Origin of the sequence: Pseudoclavibacter endophyticus (assembly GCF_008831085.1) — a bacterium.
Lineage (GTDB): Bacteria > Actinomycetota > Actinomycetes > Actinomycetales > Microbacteriaceae > Pseudoclavibacter > Pseudoclavibacter endophyticus.
Map to the genome: position 1 here is coordinate 237430 of NZ_WBJY01000001.1, position 19614 is coordinate 257043.

The window sequence follows — 19614 nt, forward strand, 5'->3', positions numbered from 1 at the left end:
CGTCTACGCCGGCCAGAACTGCACGGCCGTGTCCCACGCCAGCTTCGCGATGAGGATGCCGAGGACGGTCAGGAAGACGACCCGCACGAACGCATTGCCCCGCTCCGTCGCCATGCGAGCGCCCACGAACCCGCCGATCATGTTGGCCGCCGCCATCGCGACGCCGAGGACGAGCAGTAGCTCGCCGTGCACGCCGTACACGATGATGGCGGCGAGGTTCGTGGTGAGGTTGGCGATCTTCGCGTTGACGCTGGCCTGCAGGAACCCGTACCCGAGCATCCCGACGATGAGGATGACGAAGAACGACCCCGTGCCGGGGCCCAGAATGCCGTCGTAGAACCCGACGACGAGGCCGATCGCGGCGGCACGCCAGACGATCGACGCCCTCGTCGTCTGACTCGGCTCGTGGGCGAGCCCCATCTGCGGGCGCAGCAGCGTGTAGACGGCCACGGCGATGACCGCGACGAGCACGACCGGGGTAAGCACCTCGCGGGGCAGGAAGCGCGAGATCGCGGCCCCGCCGGCGGACCCGGCGAACGCGCCGGCGACGAGCGGCCCGAGCAGCACCGCGTGCACTCGGATCTTGCGGAGGTACACGATGCTCGCCGTCAGGGTGCCGGCGAACGACGCGATCTTATTCGTGCCGAGGATGTACGGGGTGGCGACCTCGCTGGGAACGCCGATCACGAGAGAGGGCAGCTGGATCAGGCCGCCGCCGCCGACGACAGAGTCGACCCAGCCCGCCACGCCGGCGGCGAGAACGAGCATGACGAGGGCGGCCCACGTGATGGGCAGCCACTCGGCGATCACGGGGCCATCGAACACCAGATGATTGTGCTCGCGTGCGGGCGAATCGGCGAATCGTCAGTGTTTCAGCATTCCGGTGTTGCTGCGGCGTTCCGGGGTTCGTGCGTGCCGGAGATCCGGCGGGCCACCTTCCCGTCGATCGAAGGCCGATCTTGCGCATGTCGTAGAAGTATTCGATGACGTGCGTTCGTCGAGAACGCATCCCTTGTCGCAGACTAGGGGTGAGGGGTGAGTGTTCCATGCGGGACCTGTTGGGTGAGGCCGTCGTGACGCGGCGCAGTTCCGCCGGGGTGGCATGCTGTGGTGGGTCGTCACAGTGGGGCCATGGCGTGCGCCGGAGGAATCTCGCGCCGTTCGGCGTGTCGTACTTCTGTTCGAGTAACATGGATTGCGTCAGGGGGTGAATGGCATGGACGAGCTTCGCGACGAGCTTCGCGCGTGCAGCGAGGCCGTGGGTGCGGTGGTGGCGGCCGCGCTCGACGGAGACGCTTTGCGGCCGGCGCCCGATGGGGAGGTCTTCGAGGTGATGTCGATTGCGGCCGAAGTGGTTCGACGTGCGGAGGCGGTGATTGTCGAGGCTGTCGCGCAGGTCGAGCAGCGTTCGTCGTCGCCGACGCGGGGCGGGCGCGCATCAACGCGAGCGGGCTGCGCCTCGGTAACCGAGCTCGTGCAGCGCTGCACCAGAACGTCCGGGCCCGTGGCGAAGCGATATCAGCGCGTGGCCGCGGTGATATCGCGTGACGTGTCGCTGACGACAGGCGAGTTGCTGCCGGCAAGATTTCCCGCGCTTCGGGACGCGCTCGCCGAGGGCGCCATCGGCGCCGACGGGCTCGAGGCGGCCGTGCAGCCGATCCTCGAGGCCGATGCGCGGTTGACGACCGACGAGCGACTGCGCGCCGACGCGATCCTCGCCGCCCACGCCCGCGGGCAGGTCGACGAGCAAGACGGCGACGCCGGGAGCACCGAGCGTGACGGGACCGAAGGAGGTGCTGGTGAGGGTATTGGCAGCGAGGGCGCAGCCAGCGAGGGTGCAGCCAGCGAGGCTGGCGATGCTCGTGGTCAGTGCCCCGCGTCGGTGTGGCCGCTTGCCGTTTCGGCGGATGGTCTTCATCGGCACGCGAAGCTGATCGCGATGTACCTCGACGAGGACGGGGCGGAGCCGCGTGAGCAGCGAGCGATGCGGAAGCGGAGTTTCACGATCGGTCGCGAGCGCGACGGGCTCGTGCACGTGCGCGGCAACGTCCTCCCCGAAACCGCAGCGCAACTCCAGTCGCTCCTCGACGCCTACCTCAACCCGAAGCGCAAGGGGCCGCGATTCGTGTCGACGCACGCAGCCGACCCCGCGCCCGAGGTGCCGGCCGGCGAAACGCGAGGCGGCGAAACGCGAGGCAGCGAAGCGCGAGGCAGCGAAGCGCGAGGCAGCGAAGCGCGAGGCAGTGAAGCCCGACGCAGCGAAGCCGACGCCAGGGAGGAGGGTGACCGCGCATCGACCGACGAGTCACGATCGACCGGAGAGTCACGATCGACCGGCGACTCACGATCGGCCGGCGAGTCACGATCGGCCGGCGACCCGCGTTCACACGGAGCGGATCACCCCGGTCGGACGAATCCCGGCGCGCGCGTCGACGACGGTGCGGCATGGGGTTTTGTGGGGCCGGATCCGCAGCACGCAGACCTGATGCGGGTCGATGATCGCACGCGGCCGCAGGAACAGCACGACGCGCTCGCCGGCATCCTCGAGGTGGCCGCGCGACACCCGGACCAGCCCACGATCGGCGGCGCCGCGCCCACGCTGACGGTGACCGTGCGGGCGGAAGATCTCGCCGCGAACCGTGGCTGGGCGAGCGTGGATCGCAGGGCCGAGCCCGTCTCACTCAGCGTGGCCAGACACGTCGGGTGCGTCGGTGTCGTGCATCGCATCACGACCGGTACGAATGGACGAGTCATGAGGATCGACACGTCCGAGCGCATCTTCAACGCCCACCAGCGGCGAGCGATCGTGCACCGCGACGGCGGCTGCGTCATCCCGGGCTGCACCGTGCCCGCCGCGTGGTGCGAAATCCACCACGTGCACGAATACGCCAGAGGCGGGCCGACGCACACCGACAACGGCGTGACCCTCTGTTGGCACCATCACCGGACCATCGACACCAGCGGATGGAGCATCCGCATGCACAGCGGAATGCCACAAGTGCGGGCGCCGCACCACTGGGATGCCACCGGACGGTGGCGACCAGCGGGCGACGCGGCACAACGACTCCGTCGTCGGGCCGGATGACCGGGAGAAGCGCCGGATGACCGGGAACAGGGAGCCGGACTGGGCGAGACCGGACAGGTCACGCACCGTGCGGGTGTCTCGTCGTGCGGGTTACGCCCCGTGCAGTCTCTCCCCGTGCAGGTCTTCGCCGGACAGGTCACGCACCGTGCGGGTGTCACCGTGCGGACCAGCCGCCGTGCACGACATCAGCGCCCTACGAAATCGAGGCGAAGCGCTCAACATCGGCCGCGCGGCCTGAGACGATCACGAGGTCGTGGTTCGAGACGACCGTGTCGGCCGTCGCGTACGTGAAGTCCTGGCCGGGCGACTTCACGCCCACGACCGTGACGCGATACTTGGAGCGCACGAGCGACTTCGCGAGTGGGAGCCCGCGGATGATCCTGGGCGGGTACAGCTTCGCGAGCACGAAGTCGTCGTCGAACTGGATGAAGTCGAGCATGGTGCCGCTCAGCAGGTGGGCGATGCGCTCGCCGGCCTCGGCTTCCGGGTAGATGACGTGGTGCGCGCCGATGCGGGCGAGGATCTTGCCGTGGGTGGACGACATGGCCTTCGCCCAGATCTGCGGGATGCCGAGCTCGACGAGGTTCGAGGTGACGAGCACGCTCGCCTCGATCGACGTGCCGACGGCCACGACGGCGACCTGGAACTCCTCGGCGCCGATCTGCCTGAGCGCCTCGACGTTGGCCGCGTTGATCTGCACGGTGTGCGTGACGCGCTCTGCCCACTTCTGCACGAGATCGGCGTCGCTGTCGACCGCGAGTACCTCACGGCCCTGGCGCTGCAGCTGCCCGGCCGTCGCCGCACCGAATCGACCGAGGCCGATCACCAGCACGGGGGCGTGGAGTGAAAGGTGACTACCCAACGATGATCCTCTCTTCGGGCATCTTGTACAGCTGCTTCCTCTGGCTCGACGCGAGCGCGGCCGCCATGGTCACGGTACCCACGCGCCCGAGCCACATGGTGGCCGAGAGGACATAGGTCCCCGATTCGGGCAGCTGCTCGGAGAGCCCCGTGCTGAGACCGCACGTCGCGAAGGCGCTGATCGACTCGAAGAGCGCGTTTTGGAAATCGGCGCCCGCGAGGTGCATGAGCGACACCGACGAGACGGCTACGATCGTGGCTCCCCACAGCGAGACGCTGACGGCGAGGCGCAGGACGTCGTTCGGGATGCGGCGGCGGAACACCTGGATGTCGGTCGCGCCACGCGCCTCGGCGACGGCGGCGAGGAAGAGGACGGCGATCGTCGTGACCTTGATCCCGCCCGCGGTCGACGCGGAACCACCGCCCACGAACATGAGCATGTCGATCACGAGTTTCGTCGACGGCTCGAGCGCCCCGATGTCGATGGTCGAAAGGCCACCCGAGCGGGTCATTGCCGAGAGGAACCCGCCCTGTACGAACGTCATCCCGGCGTCGAGGTCGCCGAACGTCTCCGGGTTGTCGTACTCGAGCAGCGTGATCACGCCCCAGCCGAGCACGAACAGCACGACCGTCGTGATGAGCGTCAGCTTCACGTGCACGGAGGCCCGTTGGCGTGTCTTGAACCAGCGCGTGAACGCGAAGATCACGGGAAACCCGAGGCTGCCGAGGAACACTGCCACGCTCAGGCATCCGAGCAGCCACACGTTGTCCTGAAACGGCTCGAGACCCGCGGAGTTGGGCGTGAATCCGGTGTTCGTGAAGGCGCTGGTGGCGTAGTAGAAGCTCTCCCAGACCGCGAACAGCGGGCTGACGCCAGAGCTGAGGAAGACGGGCAGGATCATGAGCGCGATGATCGCCTCGATGACGACCAGCGAGATCGCGACGGTCGCGATCATCGCGCCGATCTCGCCGAGGCGAACAGCCTGCGACTCGGAGACGGCGCCCGCGTGCGTGCGCATGGGGTTCTGGTCCGACGCCACCATGAGGCGCTGCCGGAGCCCGAGCCTGCGTGTGACGACGGCGCCCATGATGCTCGCGAGCGTGAGCACACCGACGGCGCCGACCTGCATGCCGATGAAGACGACCGCGTTGCCGAACATCGACCAGTGCGCCCCCATGTCGACCACGACGAGGCCGGAGACACAGATCGTCGAGACCGCGGTGAACAGGGCCTCGTGAAAGGGCGTCACCTGGCCAGACGCGGACGAGATCGGGAGGGACAGCAGAAACGTCCAGAGGAAGATGATGCCCGTGAAGATCACGACGGCGAAGCGCGACGGCGAGCCCTGCGCGATGTGGTCGATCCAGTCGCGGATGCGGCCGAACGGCGAGTCGGATCGGCGGCTTGGGTGTCGCATCGTCGGGGCACGACGGCGCCGGTCGGATGAACGCATTCCTGCCCTGCTGTCGAAGGTCGTGCCGCGGCCGCGGACGGCAGCCATGCTACTCGCGAGCGTGCGCGACGCCAGCCTTCCCGCGTAAGCGCCTTCGTGAGCCGGTGCCGAGGGTGCCCCGCTTGTCTCAACAGCCCCGTGGGGCTTATTGTTATCAGCAGGCGTATCGCATCACATCCGTCACGAGCGGATCGCCAGCGGGCAGGGGCGCTGGTTGCGATGATTCACGCCACCGAGTACACACCGATACGGGGGACACCATGGACAACGAGCTCTCCGACGTGCGGTTTCTCACGGTCGCCGAGGTCGCTGAACTCATGCGCGTGTCCAAGATGACCGTCTATCGCCTCGTGCACTCCGGCGAGTTGCCCGCCGTGCGTTTCGGGCGCTCCTTCCGCGTTCCCGAGTCAGCCGTCGCCGACGCGCTGCAGCAAGGGCGGGGCGACGACGCCGGCCAGCACACGGCATAGTCGAGACACAGCCTCGTCGAGGCCAGCCCCGTCGAGACACTGCTTCGTCGAGACACCGCCTCGTCGAGACACCGCCTCGTCAGTACGGCGCCCACGGCGCCCACGGCGGCCAGGCAACGCGTGCCGGGCTGAGTCGCCCTGCGTGTAAGGTAGTGCGAGCGATTTTCCGGCTCCCCGTCGGAGCCGCGCGCACGAACGATCAGAGGAGAACCCATGGGTTCAGTTGTCAAGAAGCGCCGTAAGCGCATGGCGAAGAAGAAGCACCGCAAGCTGCTTCGGAAGACCCGCCACCAGCGCCGCAACAAGAAGTAGCGGTCGCGATCAAAGCGCCGGGAGCATCCGCACGACGGATGCGCTCGGCGCTTCGTGCGTCCCGCGGCCTCCGCGTTCGCCGTTCCGTGTCTACCGTTTCACTGGCGCCGCGGTCGGGGGACGGCCGCTACCCCGTCGGCGGTGGCACGTACGTGAGCACCCCGTTGGCGCCGAACGTCTGCAACTCATACGCGTAGTGGACATGGCCGCCAGGAGGGATCAGCGCGCTCCTGGCACCCAGCACGCGGTCGCCCTCGATGTGCACGCTGAGGTGCACGGCGCGTTCCGCCGGGATCTCGAAGGTCAACCGTCCCCAGAAGGTGAAGTACTGGCGCCCGTCGATGCTCACGACCGGCGGCGTGCCGGCGCCCCGCGGCATGGTGTCGAGTGTGAGCAGCCGCCGCGCTCCGGTGTACCACTCGACATAGGGGATGATGCCGGGCCAGTGCTCCTGTTGCGGCGTTCCGGTGCGTGACGCCGTCGCGTCGGTTCCGTTCGCGGTCTGTGCCTCGTGCTGCTCGTGGTCGGTCACGACACCACATCTACCGGCCGATGGCCGGGGCCACAAGCGCCGCGCGGCCGACGCGGATCCGAGGAAGTACGTGGTTCGGGGAAGGATGCGCCCGTGGAGTACGCTTGCCGCTGGTGCGCTGGGAAGTCTGGTCAGCATTCGCTCACCTGACCCCCGAAAGGCGCCACATGGCTAACCTCAGTGCCGGCGGCATGTTCACCGCGTTCAAAGAGCGGATGAGTTCTCGTCGTCCCGACGACACGTTCACGCTCAAGGAGCGGTTGAACTCTCGGAAAGTCGGCGGAGCGCTGTTGCTGAGCGCGGCAGTCGTGGCTTTCGTGCTCGCAAACTCTCCCGCCGCTCCGTTTTACGATTGGCTCAAGAGCCTGTACCTGGGCTTCAACGTTTCGGTCGGCGAGGACGCCTCGGTCGGCGTCCGGATGTCGATCGAGCACTGGGCCGCAGACGGCGTGCTCGCGATCTTCTTCTTCGTCGTCGGCATCGAGCTCAAGCGCGAGTTCGTGACGGGATCGCTGCGAGACCCGCGCAAGGCGACCTTGCCCATCGCCGCAGCGGTCGGCGGCATGGCGGTGCCCGCGCTCGTGTACGTCGCCGTCATCGTGTCATTCGGCGCCAGCGCCGTGAACGGGTGGGCGATCCCCGTCGCCACCGACATCGCCTTCGCGCTCGCGTTGCTGGCGGTCTTCGGTCGAGGGTTACCGTCGACCTTCCGCACGTTCCTGCTGACGCTCGCCGTGATCGACGATCTGCTCGCGATCATCATCATCGCGGTGTTCTTCACGGCCGAGCTCAGCCTGCTCTGGCTGCTCGGCAGCCTCGTCGCCATCGTCGTCTTCTGGATTGTGCTGCACCGCGGCTACAACCAGGCGTGGCTGACCTTCCCCCTTGCGATCATCGCCTGGTACTGCATGTACCAGGCTGGCGTGCACGCCACGATCGCGGGGGTGCTGCTCGGGATGAGCGTCCCAGCGAAGCCGGTCGGCAATGACAAGATCTCGATGGCGGAAGATATGGAGCACGACTGGAACGCGATATCGCAGGGATTCGCACTCCCGGTCTTCGCCCTCTTCGCGGCCGGCGTGCCGCTTTCCGCAGGTGGGTCGTTCCTCGACTCGATCACCGACCCCGTCTTCATCGGCGTCTTCCTGGGCCTCTTCATCGGCAAGCCGCTCGGCGTCTTGCTCGTCGTTGTCCTCTTACGGCGTTTACCAGCGTTCAAGCTCGACCCGAGTTTGCAGCTTTCCGATGTCCTGGCCATGGGGCCGCTTGCCGGTATCGGCTTTACCGTGTCGCTCCTGATCGGCACCCTGGCGTTTGGCGACGACATCGTGCACATCGACGTCGCTCACCTCGGGGTGCTGCTCGGGTCGGTATCTGCGGCGATCGCCGGCATCTTCCTGCTTCGATGGCGTGCACGGTTCCACCGCAGCAGCGACCTCGCCGAAGGTGTCGAGCGTCTGCCATGACCGGCGCAACCCGCGGCGGCGAGGGGGCAGGGTCCGAAAAACCCGACGCCCGGCCGCCGTCCGGCGAGAGTTCGGGTCGGACTCCCCGTGACGAACGCGATCTCGACCACGGCGGTGAGCCGCGCATCCACGAGCTGGATCCCGACACCGCGGCGGACCTGCGGGGCCGGCTTGACTTCAGCACGCGCGGGCGTCGAGCCGAGACCGACGGTCGGGAGCGCGTCAGCGACTCGGACGCGGCGAAGCGCGCTGACCCGACCGGGAGCGGCGCCTTTCCGCGGGCCTCGACGGGTCCGGACGCCGAAGGCGCGGCGTACGGACACCGTTCGAGTACTGGTCCCGGCGAACCGACGGGAGGCGCCGAACGTCCCGTGCTCGTCGAGCTCTACGGCAAGCCGGGGTGCCACCTCTGCGACGAGGCGCGGCCGATCGTCGAAGCCGTCGTCGAGCAGGAGGGTGCCACGCTCGTCGAGCACGACATCCTTGCCGACGCGACCCTGACGGAGAAGTACGGCGAGTACATCCCCGTCGTGCTCATCGACGGACGGCAGCACGCGACCTGGCGGGTCGATGCGGGCATACTCGCCCGAGCGATCCGCGCTGCCAGGCGAGGCCGCGGCCGCTGGTGGGGTCGGCGTATCCAGCGCCTGCGCTGAGCGCAAGCGCTGAGTGCAGGCGCTGAGCGCAAGCGCTACGGCGTGAGGCGGTTCGGGCCGCGGAAGAGGAACGTCACCTCGCGCAGGGTCGTCAGCCCCAGCATCAGCATCATGACCCGTGCGAGGCCCATGCCGAAGCCGCCGTGCGGGGGAGTGCCGTAGCGGAAGAAGTCGAGGTAGTAGCCGAGCTCCTCGGTGTCCATGCCCTTCTCGCGGGCTTGCGCCTCGATGACATCGACCCGGTGCTCGCGCTGCGCGCCAGTCGTGATCTCGACGCCGTTCCAGATGAGGTCGTAGCTCTTCGTGAGCGACGCGTCCTCGTCGTGGCGCATGTGGTAGAAGGGTCGGATCGACGCGGGGTAGTCGGTGAGGAAGACGAACTCGTGCCCGAACTGCTCCTTCACGTGCGCCGCGATCTGGCGCTCGCCCTCGGGGTCGAGGTCGAGGTCGCCGCGCTCGATCGTGTGGCCGCGGGCCCCGACGATGGCGCGGGCTTCCAGCAGCGGGATGCGCGGGAACGGCAGCGCTGGCACCGTCACCTCGACGCCGAAGTGCTCGCGGATCTCGTCGCCGTGCTTGTCGGCGACGGCCTGCAGACCGGCGACGAGCAGCTCCTCCTGCATCGTCATGACGTCCTCGTGGCTGTCGATCCACGAGATCTCGGCGTCGACGCCAGTGAACTCGGTCGCGTGGCGCGACGTGAACGACGGGTCGGCCCGGAACACGGGGCCGATCTCGAAGACCTTCCCGAATCCGGCCGACTGAGCCATCTGCTTGTAGAACTGGGGGCTCTGCGCCAGGTACGCCTTCCGGTCGAAGTACTCCACCTCGAACAGCTCGGCGCGGGTCTCCGAGGGCGAGCCCATGAGCTTCGGCGTGAAGATCTCGACGTAGTCGCGCTCGACCCAGTAGGTGCGCAGCGCGTGCGCGAAGGTGGTCTGGGCGCGGAAGAGCAGGTTGTTGCGCGCGGTGCGCAGGTCGAGGAAGCGCCAGTCCAGGCGCTTGTCGATGGACGTGTCCTCGGCGATCGGCGTCTCGGGAAGGGCCTCCGACTCGACGACGATCTCGCCGACCTTGACCTCGAGGCCGCCGAGCTTGACGCGCTCGTCGTGCTTGAGGTCGCCGTGGATCGTGAGCATGGTGCCCTGCGCGAGCGTCGAGATCACGTCGGAGATGTGCTCTCGGCCCTCGCTGCGCGGGTTGACGAGCTGGAGCCCGCCGGTCTCGTCGTGGAGCACGACGAACTGCACCTTCTTCTGATCGCGGACGGTGTCGACCCATCCCTGGACGGTGACGGGGCCGTCGGCGCGGTCTTGGAGCTGAGAAATGAGGGTGCGTTGTGTCACCGGCCCAGGTTAGCGCGGGACTTCACCGGACTGTTGCCGCCGCGAGTGGCTCGGCCGGCCGACCCCGGGGCCTCGCGCGGCGCGTGAATGCTCGGCGCGGCACGTGGATGTCGGTCGTGCTTCGTACACTGGGCGCATGGTCACGCAGCGCCTCTATCTCGTGCGTCACGGCGAAGTCGACAATCCGGACGGCATCCTCTACGGGCGCCTTCCGGGCTTCGGCCTCACCGACCGCGGCCATCGCATGGCTCGACTCGCCGCCGACGACCTCAGGGGGCACGGCGTGCCCGCGACGGGCCTCGTGGTCTCGCCGCTGCAGCGCACTCGGGAGTCGGCGGCGCCGATCGCCGAGGCATTCGGGCTCGAGCCTCAGTTCGACGAGCGCATCATCGAACCGATGAATCGTTTCGAGGGCCGCCGCATGAGCGGGCGTTATAGCGCGCTGCGCCGCCCCTCGAACTGGCGCCACGTCTGGAATCCTGCCCGGCCGTCGTGGGGCGAGCCCTATTCGAGCATCCGCGACCGCATGCGTGCAGCGGCGCTCGACGCGATCAGGCTGGCGGAGGGCGGCGACGTTATTATGGTGTCGCATCAGCTGCCGATCTGGACCGTGCACCGGGCGCTCGCGCGAAAACCGCTCGCCCACAATCCCCGGCAGCGCCGATGCTCGCTCTCGAGCATCACGATCCTCGAATACCACCCGGCGACGGGCTTCCGCGAGGTCGGCTATCGAGAGCCCGCCGTGAGCGAACTCGCGGCATCGACCGACCAAGGAGCAGTGTGATCCTTTCCCGCCGTGCCGTCATGGGCGGTGTGCTCTCGGTCGCGCTCGTCGCATCGCTGACGGCGTGCTCGGGCGACGACCTCGGCTTCACCGAGCAGCCGCCAGACGGCGGCCAGTTCGCCGGTGACGGCAGCTGGGGTGTCTTCGAGCCCGATCAGCGCGGTGCCGCCGTGGAGTTCTCGGGCGAGACCGAGACGGGAACGACCCTCGGGTCTGCCGAACTGGCGGGTGACGTCGCCGTGGTGAACTTCTGGTACGCGGCGTGCCCGCCCTGCCGGGTCGAGGCGGAAGACCTCGAGTCGGTCTGGCAGCAGTACGCCGACGACGGCGTCCAGTTCGTCGGGGTGAACATCTATGACCAGGTGGCGACCGTCGAGAGCTTCAACGCGCAATTCGGCATCACCTACCCCTCGATTCTCGATGTCAGCTCGGGCAGCGTGCTCGCGGCCTTCGCCGACAACGTGCCGCCACAGGCGATCCCGTCCACCCTCGTGCTCGACCGCGATGGCAAGGTCGCCGCCTACATCCTCGGCATCGCCGACCCGGGCGTGCTCGGCCCCATGATCGACGACGTCCTCGCCGAGTCGTCCACGTGATCTCGTCGGCGGCAGCGCACGTGGGTTCGGTGCTCGCCGCGCCGCCGCTCGGCGCGTCCGCGGCCGAGCTGTCCGGCGCCCTCGCGGCCGGTCCCGGCGAGATCATCGTGCAGGGCCAGCTCCTCATCGCGCTGCCGCTTGCCGTGCTGGCCGGTCTCATCTCGTTCGCGTCGCCGTGCGTGTTGCCGGTCGTGCCGGGGTACCTCGGCCTCGTCGGCGCGACCTCGACGGCGGCGCCGGCCCACGGTGCGCCCACTCAGGACGCGTCGGCCCGGGCCCGGGCCGAGTCCTCCACGGGCGCGGCACATGCCGCCGTCAGCGCATCCGCCACCGACGTATCCGCGGCGTCCACAATCACGACGGCGACCGCCGTCGCGGGGCGCCCCGGCTACCGGCTCGGCTCACGCGGCCGCGTCGTGCTCGGGGCGGTGCTGTTCGTGCTCGGCTTCTCGCTCGTCTACGTGCTCACCGGCGCCGCCTTCGGGCAACTTGGCGTGTGGCTGCTGCAGTATCAGGACATCGTGCTCCGGATGCTGGGGGCCATCGTCCTGCTGATGGGTCTCGTCTTCATCGGTCAGGTGACCTTCTTGCAGCGACAGTGGAAGCCCACCTCGAAGCCCATCGGGCTCATCGGCGCGCCACTGCTCGGCGTGATCTTCGGTGTCGGCTGGGCGCCATGCGTTGGCCCGACCCTCATCGCGATCCAGTCGCTCAGCTTCCAATCGGCGAGCGCAGGGCGTGGCGCGCTGCTCGCGTTCGCGTACTGCCTCGGCCTCGGCATCCCGTTCGTGCTCGCGGCAGTCGGATTTGGGGCGGCCGCCCGGTGGAGCACCTGGCTGCGCCGCAACATGCGCCACATCAACGTCATCGGCGGCGTGCTGCTCATGGTCATCGGCCTGCTCATGGTGCTCGGCATCTGGCAGTCGTTCATCTCGTGGATCGGATTCCTGCTTCCCGGCTATGTCTCGCCCCTCTGATCACATCGACGCCGGTCGCGACGGCTTCGAGCACCGCGACCGCCCGCGCCGCACCGCCGCCGGCGGAGCGCGCGCCGGCGACGGCGATACACGGGACGCGCCGCCGCGCGACCGCACCGGCTCCCGCGACGGCGCGGGGGCATCCGGAGCATCCGGCCCCACGCTGCGGCCCGACCGCGCACTGGCCACGCTCCGCACGGTCTGGCGCCAGCTCACCAGCATGCGCGTCGCCCTGCTGCTGTTGCTGCTGCTCGCGGTCGCCGCCGTGCCGGGCTCGCTCGTGCCGCAGCGGACGAGCGACCCGAACGGGGTCGCCCAGGTGTTCGACACGTCGCCAGAGCTCGCCGAGTTCTACGACAGGGTCGGTCTCTTCGCCGTCTACTCTTCGCCGTGGTTCACCGCGATCTACCTCCTGCTGTTCGTGTCGCTCGTGGGCTGCATCATCCCTCGGGTCTCGCACCACTGGCGCGCGCTCCGCACGCCCCCGCCGACCACCCCGGCTCGGCTCGATCGCTTCGACGCCTACTCGGTGCTCCATCTCGACGCCGAGGCCGCCGACCACGCGGGGGAGATCATCGACGAGGCGGCGCGGACGCTCAAGGGGCGCGGCTATCGAACGGTGCTCGTCGATGGCGGGCGGCGCGGCATCAGCGTCTCGGCAGAGCGCGGGTACCTGAGGGAGACCGGCAACCTCGTCTTCCACATCGCGATGCTCGGCGTCATCATCACGGTCGGCGTGCTCGGCTCCTACGCCTGGCACGGGCAGCGCGTGCTCGTCGAGGGCCAGACGTTCGTGAACAGCCCCGTCGCCTATTCGTCGTTCAACCCCGGCCGGTTCTTCACGAACGACCAGCTCACGCCGTACTCGCTCACGCTCGACCGGTTCGACGTCGAGTACGAATCGGCGAACCCGAACGCGGTCGGTGCCGTCAACGACTTCGCCGCCAACGTGACGGTGGCCGATGCCGACGGGACGACGACGCAGCAGACCGTGCGCGTGAACGACCCATTGCGCACGAACGGCACCGACGTCTATCTGCTCGGCAACGGCTACGCGCCGCAGCTGACCGTGCGCGACGCGGACGGCACTCCGGTTTTCTCCGACACGGTGCCGTTCCTGCCGCAGGACAGCAACCTCACGAGTCTCGGCGTCGTGAAGGTGCCTGACGGGCTCGCCGAGCAGGTCGGCATGATCGGGTTCTTCTACCCGACGGCTGCGACGCTCGACTCGGGCGCGCTGACGTCGTCGCATCCGGATCTCGGCGACCCCGTGCTCACACTGAACGTCTACACCGGCGACCTCGGCCTCGACGACGGCGTACCCATGAACGTGTACTCGCTTGACACCGACGACCTCACACAGGTCGCCGGCGGGGAGACGGGAGTCGAGTCGCTCCAGCTGCAGCCCGGAGAGACGACCGAGCTGCCGGGCGGCCTCGGGTCGATCGAGCTCGGCGAGATCCCCAGGTACGCGTCGTTCGACATCCACGACGATCCGACGCAGGTTCCCATGCTCGTGTTCGCCGCCCTCTGCGTCGGCGGGCTGGTGACAGGGTTGTTCGTGCCGCGCCGCCGCATGTGGGTGAAGGCGGTCACGCGGCGCGACGGCACGCTGCTCGTCGAGTACGCGGGTCTCGCGCGCGGCGACGACCCGCAGCTTGCCGGCGCCGTGAACGACCTCCTCGACGCTCACGCCGACGCGCTCGTAGGCTGGGGCCACGCACCATCCCTCTCAAAGGCCAGGCAGTGATTCCTTTCAGCACCGTGACCGCACTCTCGAATTGGTCGAACACCCTGCTCTACGCGGCCATGGCCGTGTACGCGGCGGCGTTCGTCTTCTTCGCACTCGACCTGGCCCGCCGGTCGGCCCGGACCGGGGCTGGGTCGGAATCGGCCGTCGGCGCGACGCGACGGCGGTCGCCCGTGGGTGCCAGTGTCGGCGGTGCGGGCGGGCGGTCCGCCGAGGTCGGGTCCGCGGGCCATGCGGACGAACTCGATGCCGGTGCCGGCGGCGCTGATGGCGTCGATGCCGCTGATGGCGTCGATGACGGGTCGACGCAAGCGCGCGATCATGTCGGCGATGTCAGCGGAGCATCCGGGGCGGGCGGGTCCGGTGGCAACGCGCCCAGGCGCGGCGTGCGGACGCTCGGCCGCACGAGGGCGCACGAAGCCGACGGCTGGCGCGACACGAAGGCAACGCCATCGCTCCGCGTCGCGATGTGGCTGACGATCGCGGCTTTCCTCGTGCACCTGGCGGCGACGGTGCTCCGTGGCATTGCGGCAGAACGCGTCCCGTGGGCCAACATGTTCGAGTTCTCGATGACGTTCACTCTGCTCATCGTGGTGGTGTTCCTCGCGGTCCGGTTCTGGGCCGATCTCCGCTTCCTCGGCACGTTCATCACGGGGTTCGTGACGCTGTGGCTCGGGGTTTCGACCGTGAGCTTCTACGTCGACGTGGTTCCGCTCGTGCCGGCGCTGCAGTCGGCGTGGCTCGTGATCCATGTGTTCGTGGCCTCGCTCGGCACAGGATGCCTCGCGCTCGGCTTCGGCCTGTCGTTGCTGCAGCTACTCCAGCAGCGGCGCGTCGCACGGGCACTTGCGGGGAAGCCGTCGGGACTGCGTTTCCTGCAGGCGCTGCCGAGGGCCGAGCGGCTGGAAGACCTCGCCTACCGCATCAACGTGGTCGGGTTCATCCTGTGGACCTTCACGCTCATCGCCGGGGCCATCTGGGCCGAGCGGGCGTGGGGCCGCTACTGGGGCTGGGACACGAAGGAGGTGTGGACGTTCATCATCTGGGTCGTCTACGCCGGTTACATCCACGCTCGAGCAACCCGCGGCTGGCGGGGCACGCCCAGCGCGTGGTTGTCGATCGTGGGCTTCGCGACGGTCATCTTCAACTTCGCGATCGTGAACGTCTTCTTCAACGGTCTGCACGCGTACTCGGGGCTGTAGGGCGGCTCCCCCACCGGGAGGGCGACTGAGCGCCGTACCCCCGGCACGGGAACGGCTTGGCGGCGCGCTCGCGGCCGGTTCGGAGCTCGGAGGATCGTCGGCACGTGGTACGACCTCATCGCCGACGCTCGCGAGTTATCGTTTCAGTTGATGCAATGCATCGAATGCGTGTGCTTGGTCGATGCAAGCAGCTGCAGCACAGTGGGACGAGAGAGTCCAGCCACGTTCGATAGGAGCATTCGATGGCCGAGCACGACATTGCAGCCGACGCGGCCAACGCACCAGAGTCGATCGACTGGCACGCGCGTGCCGCCGCCGCCCGCCCCGATGGCCGGATGCACGTCGGTGGTCAACGCCGCGACGCATCGGATGGCACGACGACCCGGAGTGTGAATCCCGCGACGGCGGCATCCATCGCCGAGATCGCCGCGGGCACCGCCGACGACGTAGACTCGGCCGTCGGGGCTGCGCGGGCGAGCTTCGAGTCAGGGGCCTGGAGCCGGCTCGCCGCGGCAGACCGAGGCCGCATCATGCAGCGGTGGGCCGACCTCATCGAGGCGAACGCCGACGAGCTCGCGCTGCTCGAGACCCTTGACATGGGCAAGCCCATCGCGCAGTCGATGACGATCGATGTGCCCGGAACGGCCGCGACCATCCGCTGGTACGCCGAGCTCGCCGACAAGCTGGCCGATGAGATCCCATCGACCCCACCCGGGTCGATGGCGACGGTGACACGCGCCCCCCTCGGCGTCGTCGCGGCGATCACGCCGTGGAACTACCCGATGGAGATCGCGAGCTGGAAGCTCGCCCCGGCACTCGCGGTCGGCAACAGCCTCGTGCACAAGCCGGCATCCGAGTCGTCGCTGACGGCCCTGCGCCTCGCTGACCTGGCGCTCGAGGCAGGGATTCCCGAGGGCGTGCTCAACGTCATCACCGGCTCCGGCCGCCTCGTCGGCGAGGGGCTCGCGCGGCACCGCGACGTCGACATGCTGACGTTCACCGGCTCGACGGGCGTCGCCAAGCGACTGCTCGTCGCCTCGGGCGAGACGAACATGAAGCGCCTCGCGCTCGAGGCAGGCGGCAAGAGCGCCAACCTTGTCTTCGCCGACACCGAGTCGATCACGCTCGCGGCCGAGAAGGCCGCGTTCGGCGCCTACTACAACCAGGGAGAGGTCTGCTCGGCGAACTCGCGCGTCTACGTCGAGCGCCCGATCCTCGATGACTTCCTTTCGGCCTTCCGCGAGGCGGCGAAGGGGTACGCGCCGGGCGACCCGCTCGACTGGGCCTCACCCACAGGGGCGCTCATCAACGAAGGGCACGCCGACGACGTCGAACGAGCCGTCGACGAGGCACGAGTCAGCGGGGACATCGCATTCGGCGGCGAGCGACAGCAGCGCGGTGATTCGCGCGCGTTCTACACGCCGACCGCCGTCGTCGGTCTCAGCGCTGAGCATCCACTCGTCACCGACGAGCTCTTCGGCCCCGTCGCGACCGTGACGGTGTTCGACGACGAGGACGATGCGGTCCGACAGGCGAACGACACCCGCTACGGCCTCGCGGCCTCCGTGTGGACGTCGAACCTCTCCCGGGCGCACCGGGTGAGCGAGCGACTCGTTGCCGGCACCGTTTCGGTCAACACGGTCGATGCGCTCGGCGTCACGACACCGTTCGGCGGCTTCCGCGAGTCCGGGTTCGGCCGGGATCTTTCGGCGCACGCGATCGACAACTACGTCGGGCTCAAGACCACCTGGTTCCAGCACGGCTGATCACCGGTGTGCGCGCCCGGGCCCTTCCTCGCGAAGGGGGCCGGGCGCGCACACTGCATTCGGCACGCACATGACGCGATCGGGCCACGCGCAGCTGGCCCGCAGATGACGCGAACGGGCCACGCGTAGCTGGCCCGAGAAAGACGGTAGGCGCAATGACCACCATCGAACCACTGCACACGAGCGGCCAGCGCGTCTCGCACCTCGACGAGGCGCGGCATCCGCTCGACTCGTTGACTGCAACCGAGATCGAGCGCGGCCGGGCCGTGCTCGAGCGGGCGGGCCTGCTCACCGAGCACAGCCGGTTCCCGAGCGTCATGCCCGTTGAGCCGCCGAAGGCGTTCGTTCGGGAATGGCGCGAGGGCGATGCGCTGCGGAGGCGCATCGAGTTCGTCGTGCTCGAGGCCGATACGGGCGTCTCGACGGAGCACGTCGTCGAGCTGGACGAGGGCGAAGCCGACGCCGACCGGTTGCTGTCGAGCGAGCTGATCCCGTCCGGCGAATTCCCGTACGGCCAGCCGGCGTACCTCGTCGAGGAGTACGACCGCGCGATGGCGATCGCCAAGGCGAGCGAGGAGTGGCAGGCCGCCATGCGCCGTCGCGGCCTCTCGGACAGGATTGAGGATGCGTTCTGCTCGCCGCTCGCCCCCGGCTACTTCGGGTACGAGGATGAGATCGGTCGCCGCTTGATCCGCTCGCTCACCTTCCTGCGCGATCACCCGGACGATGTCGCGTGGGCGCACCCCGTCGAGGGGCTGCTCGTGACGATCGACCTCACCGAGGGCAAGGTCGTGAGCGTGTACGACGAGGGCGACGTGGTGACGGCCGCCACCTCGGGGCGCTACGACGACGAGTCCGTCGGGCCTGCGCGCGAAAGCCTGAAGCCGATCGAGATCACTCAGCCGGAAGGCCCGAGCTTCTCCGTCGACGGGTCGCTCGTGGAATGGGAGGGGTGGCGGTTCCGGGTCGCATTTAATGCGCGGGAGGGGCTCGTGCTGCATCAGCTGAGCTATCTCGACGGCGACGAGCGGCGTCCCATCCTCTACCGCGGCTCCGTGCCAGAGATGATCGTGCCCTACGGCGACACCTCGCGGAACCGGTACTGGATCAGCTACTTCGACGCCGGTGAGTACTACCTCGGGAAGAGCGCGAACTCGCTGGCCCTCGGCTGCGACTGTCTCGGCGTCATCCACTACTTCGACGGAATGAGCCACGACGACCACGGCAACCCCCTCAGGGTGCCGCAGGCCGTGTGCATGCACGAGGAGGACTACTCGATCCTCCACAAGCACACCGAGATCGGCTACGCCACCGACGTGCGCCGCCAGCGTCGCCTCGTGATCTCCTACATCGCGACGATCGGCAACTACGACTACGGCTTCTACTGGCACCTGTACCTCGACGGCACGATCGAGGTCGAGGCGAAGGCGACGGGCCTCGTGTTCAACGGATCCGGGGAACCCGGTGCGAGCGAGCCGCACCGGCTCGAGATCGCCCCGGGCCTCTTCGCGCCGGTGCACCAGCACATCTTCTGCGCCCGCCTGGACGTCGAGATCGACGGCCCGGACAACTACGTCGAGAAGTCCGAGGTGCGCCGCATCCCAATGGGGGAGCGGAACCCGTACGGCAACGCCTTCACGTTCGTGCGCGAGCGCGTCGAGACCGAGGGCGGCTTCGACGAGGACCGCACCGTTCGCCGCACCTGGCACATCGGCTCGAACCGTCGCCGCAATGCCATTGGCAAGCCCACCGAGTACGAGCTGCTCGGCGAGGGATGGCCGACGCTGCTCGCCGACCCGGAGTCGAGCGTGCACGCCCGCGCCAACTTCGCGACGCACCACACCTGGGTCACCAGGTACCACGAGGATGAGCGCTGGCCCGCGGGCAAGTACCCCAACCAGCACGCCGGCGGCGCCGGCCTGCCCACGTACGTCGCCGACGAGGAACCGGTCGATGGTGGCGACATCGTGCTGTGGCACTCGTTCGGGCCGACGCACCTGCCTCGCCCGGAGGACTTCCCGATCATGCCGGTGGATGCGTACCGGTTCCAGTTGAAGCCATACGGCTTCTTCGACCGTAACCCGGCCCTGGACGTGCCCGACTGGACGACGCGCGGCGGTGACCACTGCTGCGCCCACGGTGACCGTCTGCCCCGCTACGGGGCGGTTGCCGAGCGCTGACCCGCCCCGGAGCGCATCCCGCGATCAGGTCCCCGGCGCCCCTCGGCGCCGGGGACCTCTTGCGTGCGCGGAGTGGCGCAGGACGGAGACGCGCTGCGGCGACATGCGCCCGGCGCGAAGCGGGCGCAGCGCAGCATCGAAGGCCGTGCTCGCGAAACCAGCAGGGGCCGGTTCTCG

17 protein-coding genes are annotated in these 19614 nt (G+C 68.7%); 12 read left to right on the forward strand and 5 right to left on the reverse strand.

Annotated elements, in window-relative coordinates:
- Nucleotides 1-3: 3 nt before the first annotated feature.
- Nucleotides 4-825, reverse strand: a complete 822-nt coding sequence (locus tag F8O04_RS01075; RefSeq protein ID WP_158027480.1) for a sulfite exporter TauE/SafE family protein — start codon at nucleotides 823-825, stop codon at nucleotides 4-6.
- A 391-nt stretch (nucleotides 826-1216) separates the two neighbouring features.
- On the opposite strand from F8O04_RS01075, the gene F8O04_RS01080 reads away from it, so the two are divergent.
- Complete coding sequence (locus F8O04_RS01080) at nucleotides 1217-3085, forward strand: HNH endonuclease signature motif containing protein (RefSeq protein WP_158027481.1); 1869 nt, start codon at nucleotides 1217-1219, stop codon at nucleotides 3083-3085.
- 193 nt (nucleotides 3086-3278) lie between these two features.
- Here F8O04_RS01080 and F8O04_RS01085 read toward each other — a convergent pair whose 3' ends face one another.
- Together F8O04_RS01085 and F8O04_RS01090 are read right to left on the reverse strand one after the other, a co-directional pair.
- On the reverse strand, nucleotides 3279-3947 hold the full coding sequence (locus F8O04_RS01085) for a potassium channel family protein (RefSeq protein ID WP_158027482.1): 669 nt from the start codon (nucleotides 3945-3947) through the stop codon (nucleotides 3279-3281).
- Complete coding sequence (locus tag F8O04_RS01090; protein WP_158027483.1) at nucleotides 3940-5364, reverse strand: TrkH family potassium uptake protein; 1425 nt, start codon at nucleotides 5362-5364, stop codon at nucleotides 3940-3942. The genes F8O04_RS01085 and F8O04_RS01090 overlap by 8 nt, the downstream gene beginning before the upstream one ends.
- 296 nt (nucleotides 5365-5660) lie before the next feature.
- On the opposite strand from F8O04_RS01090, the gene F8O04_RS01095 reads away from it, so the two are divergent.
- Complete coding sequence (locus F8O04_RS01095; protein WP_158027484.1) at nucleotides 5661-5870, forward strand: helix-turn-helix domain-containing protein; 210 nt, start codon at nucleotides 5661-5663, stop codon at nucleotides 5868-5870.
- Between the two features lie 213 nt (nucleotides 5871-6083).
- Nucleotides 6084-6182: a 30S ribosomal protein bS22 gene (locus tag F8O04_RS01100; protein ID WP_082775156.1), complete on the forward strand. Its 99-nt coding sequence runs from the start codon at nucleotides 6084-6086 to the stop codon at nucleotides 6180-6182.
- Between the two features lie 127 nt (nucleotides 6183-6309).
- Here F8O04_RS01100 and F8O04_RS01105 read toward each other — a convergent pair whose 3' ends face one another.
- Nucleotides 6310-6714: a hypothetical protein gene (locus F8O04_RS01105; RefSeq protein WP_158027485.1), complete on the reverse strand. Its 405-nt coding sequence runs from the start codon at nucleotides 6712-6714 to the stop codon at nucleotides 6310-6312.
- 167 nt (nucleotides 6715-6881) lie between these two features.
- Here F8O04_RS01105 and nhaA point away from each other — a divergent pair, with 167 nt between their 5' ends.
- Complete coding sequence (nhaA, locus tag F8O04_RS01110; RefSeq protein WP_225734792.1) at nucleotides 6882-8180, forward strand: Na+/H+ antiporter NhaA; 1299 nt, start codon at nucleotides 6882-6884, stop codon at nucleotides 8178-8180.
- Entirely contained in the window at nucleotides 8177-8836 is a 660-nt protein-coding gene (locus F8O04_RS15205) for a glutaredoxin family protein (RefSeq protein WP_158027486.1), read from the forward strand. Before nhaA ends, F8O04_RS15205 begins: the two co-directional genes overlap by 4 nt.
- A gap of 35 nt (nucleotides 8837-8871) precedes the next feature.
- On the opposite strand, the gene aspS is transcribed toward F8O04_RS15205, so the two are convergent.
- Nucleotides 8872-10182, reverse strand: a complete 1311-nt coding sequence (aspS, locus tag F8O04_RS01120) for an aspartate--tRNA(Asn) ligase (protein WP_158027487.1) — start codon at nucleotides 10180-10182, stop codon at nucleotides 8872-8874.
- Between the two features lie 136 nt (nucleotides 10183-10318).
- Here aspS and F8O04_RS01125 point away from each other — a divergent pair, with 136 nt between their 5' ends.
- The 7 genes from F8O04_RS01125 (at nucleotide 10319) to F8O04_RS01155 (ending at nucleotide 19437) form a co-directional block, all read left to right on the forward strand.
- The gene (locus F8O04_RS01125; protein WP_158027488.1) at nucleotides 10319-10966 is read left to right on the forward strand and encodes a histidine phosphatase family protein; all 648 of its coding nucleotides are present in this window, start codon (nucleotides 10319-10321) and stop codon (nucleotides 10964-10966) included.
- Nucleotides 10963-11562, forward strand: coding sequence for a TlpA family protein disulfide reductase (locus F8O04_RS01130; protein ID WP_225734793.1), 600 nt, complete (start codon nucleotides 10963-10965; stop codon nucleotides 11560-11562). The genes F8O04_RS01125 and F8O04_RS01130 overlap by 4 nt, the downstream gene beginning before the upstream one ends.
- Nucleotides 11559-12539, forward strand: a complete 981-nt coding sequence (locus F8O04_RS01135; protein ID WP_225734794.1) for a cytochrome c biogenesis CcdA family protein — start codon at nucleotides 11559-11561, stop codon at nucleotides 12537-12539. The genes F8O04_RS01130 and F8O04_RS01135 overlap by 4 nt, the downstream gene beginning before the upstream one ends.
- The gene (gene resB / locus F8O04_RS01140) at nucleotides 12523-14289 is read left to right on the forward strand and encodes a cytochrome c biogenesis protein ResB (RefSeq protein ID WP_158027489.1); all 1767 of its coding nucleotides are present in this window, start codon (nucleotides 12523-12525) and stop codon (nucleotides 14287-14289) included. The genes F8O04_RS01135 and resB overlap by 17 nt, the downstream gene beginning before the upstream one ends.
- A gap of 59 nt (nucleotides 14290-14348) precedes the next feature.
- Nucleotides 14349-15491, forward strand: coding sequence for a c-type cytochrome biogenesis protein CcsB (ccsB, locus tag F8O04_RS01145; protein WP_188726466.1), 1143 nt, complete (start codon nucleotides 14349-14351; stop codon nucleotides 15489-15491).
- 242 nt (nucleotides 15492-15733) lie between these two features.
- The gene (locus tag F8O04_RS01150; protein ID WP_158027490.1) at nucleotides 15734-17257 is read left to right on the forward strand and encodes an aldehyde dehydrogenase family protein; all 1524 of its coding nucleotides are present in this window, start codon (nucleotides 15734-15736) and stop codon (nucleotides 17255-17257) included.
- A 155-nt stretch (nucleotides 17258-17412) separates the two neighbouring features.
- Nucleotides 17413-19437, forward strand: coding sequence for a primary-amine oxidase (locus tag F8O04_RS01155; protein ID WP_158027491.1), 2025 nt, complete (start codon nucleotides 17413-17415; stop codon nucleotides 19435-19437).
- Nucleotides 19438-19614: the final 177 nt, after the last annotated feature.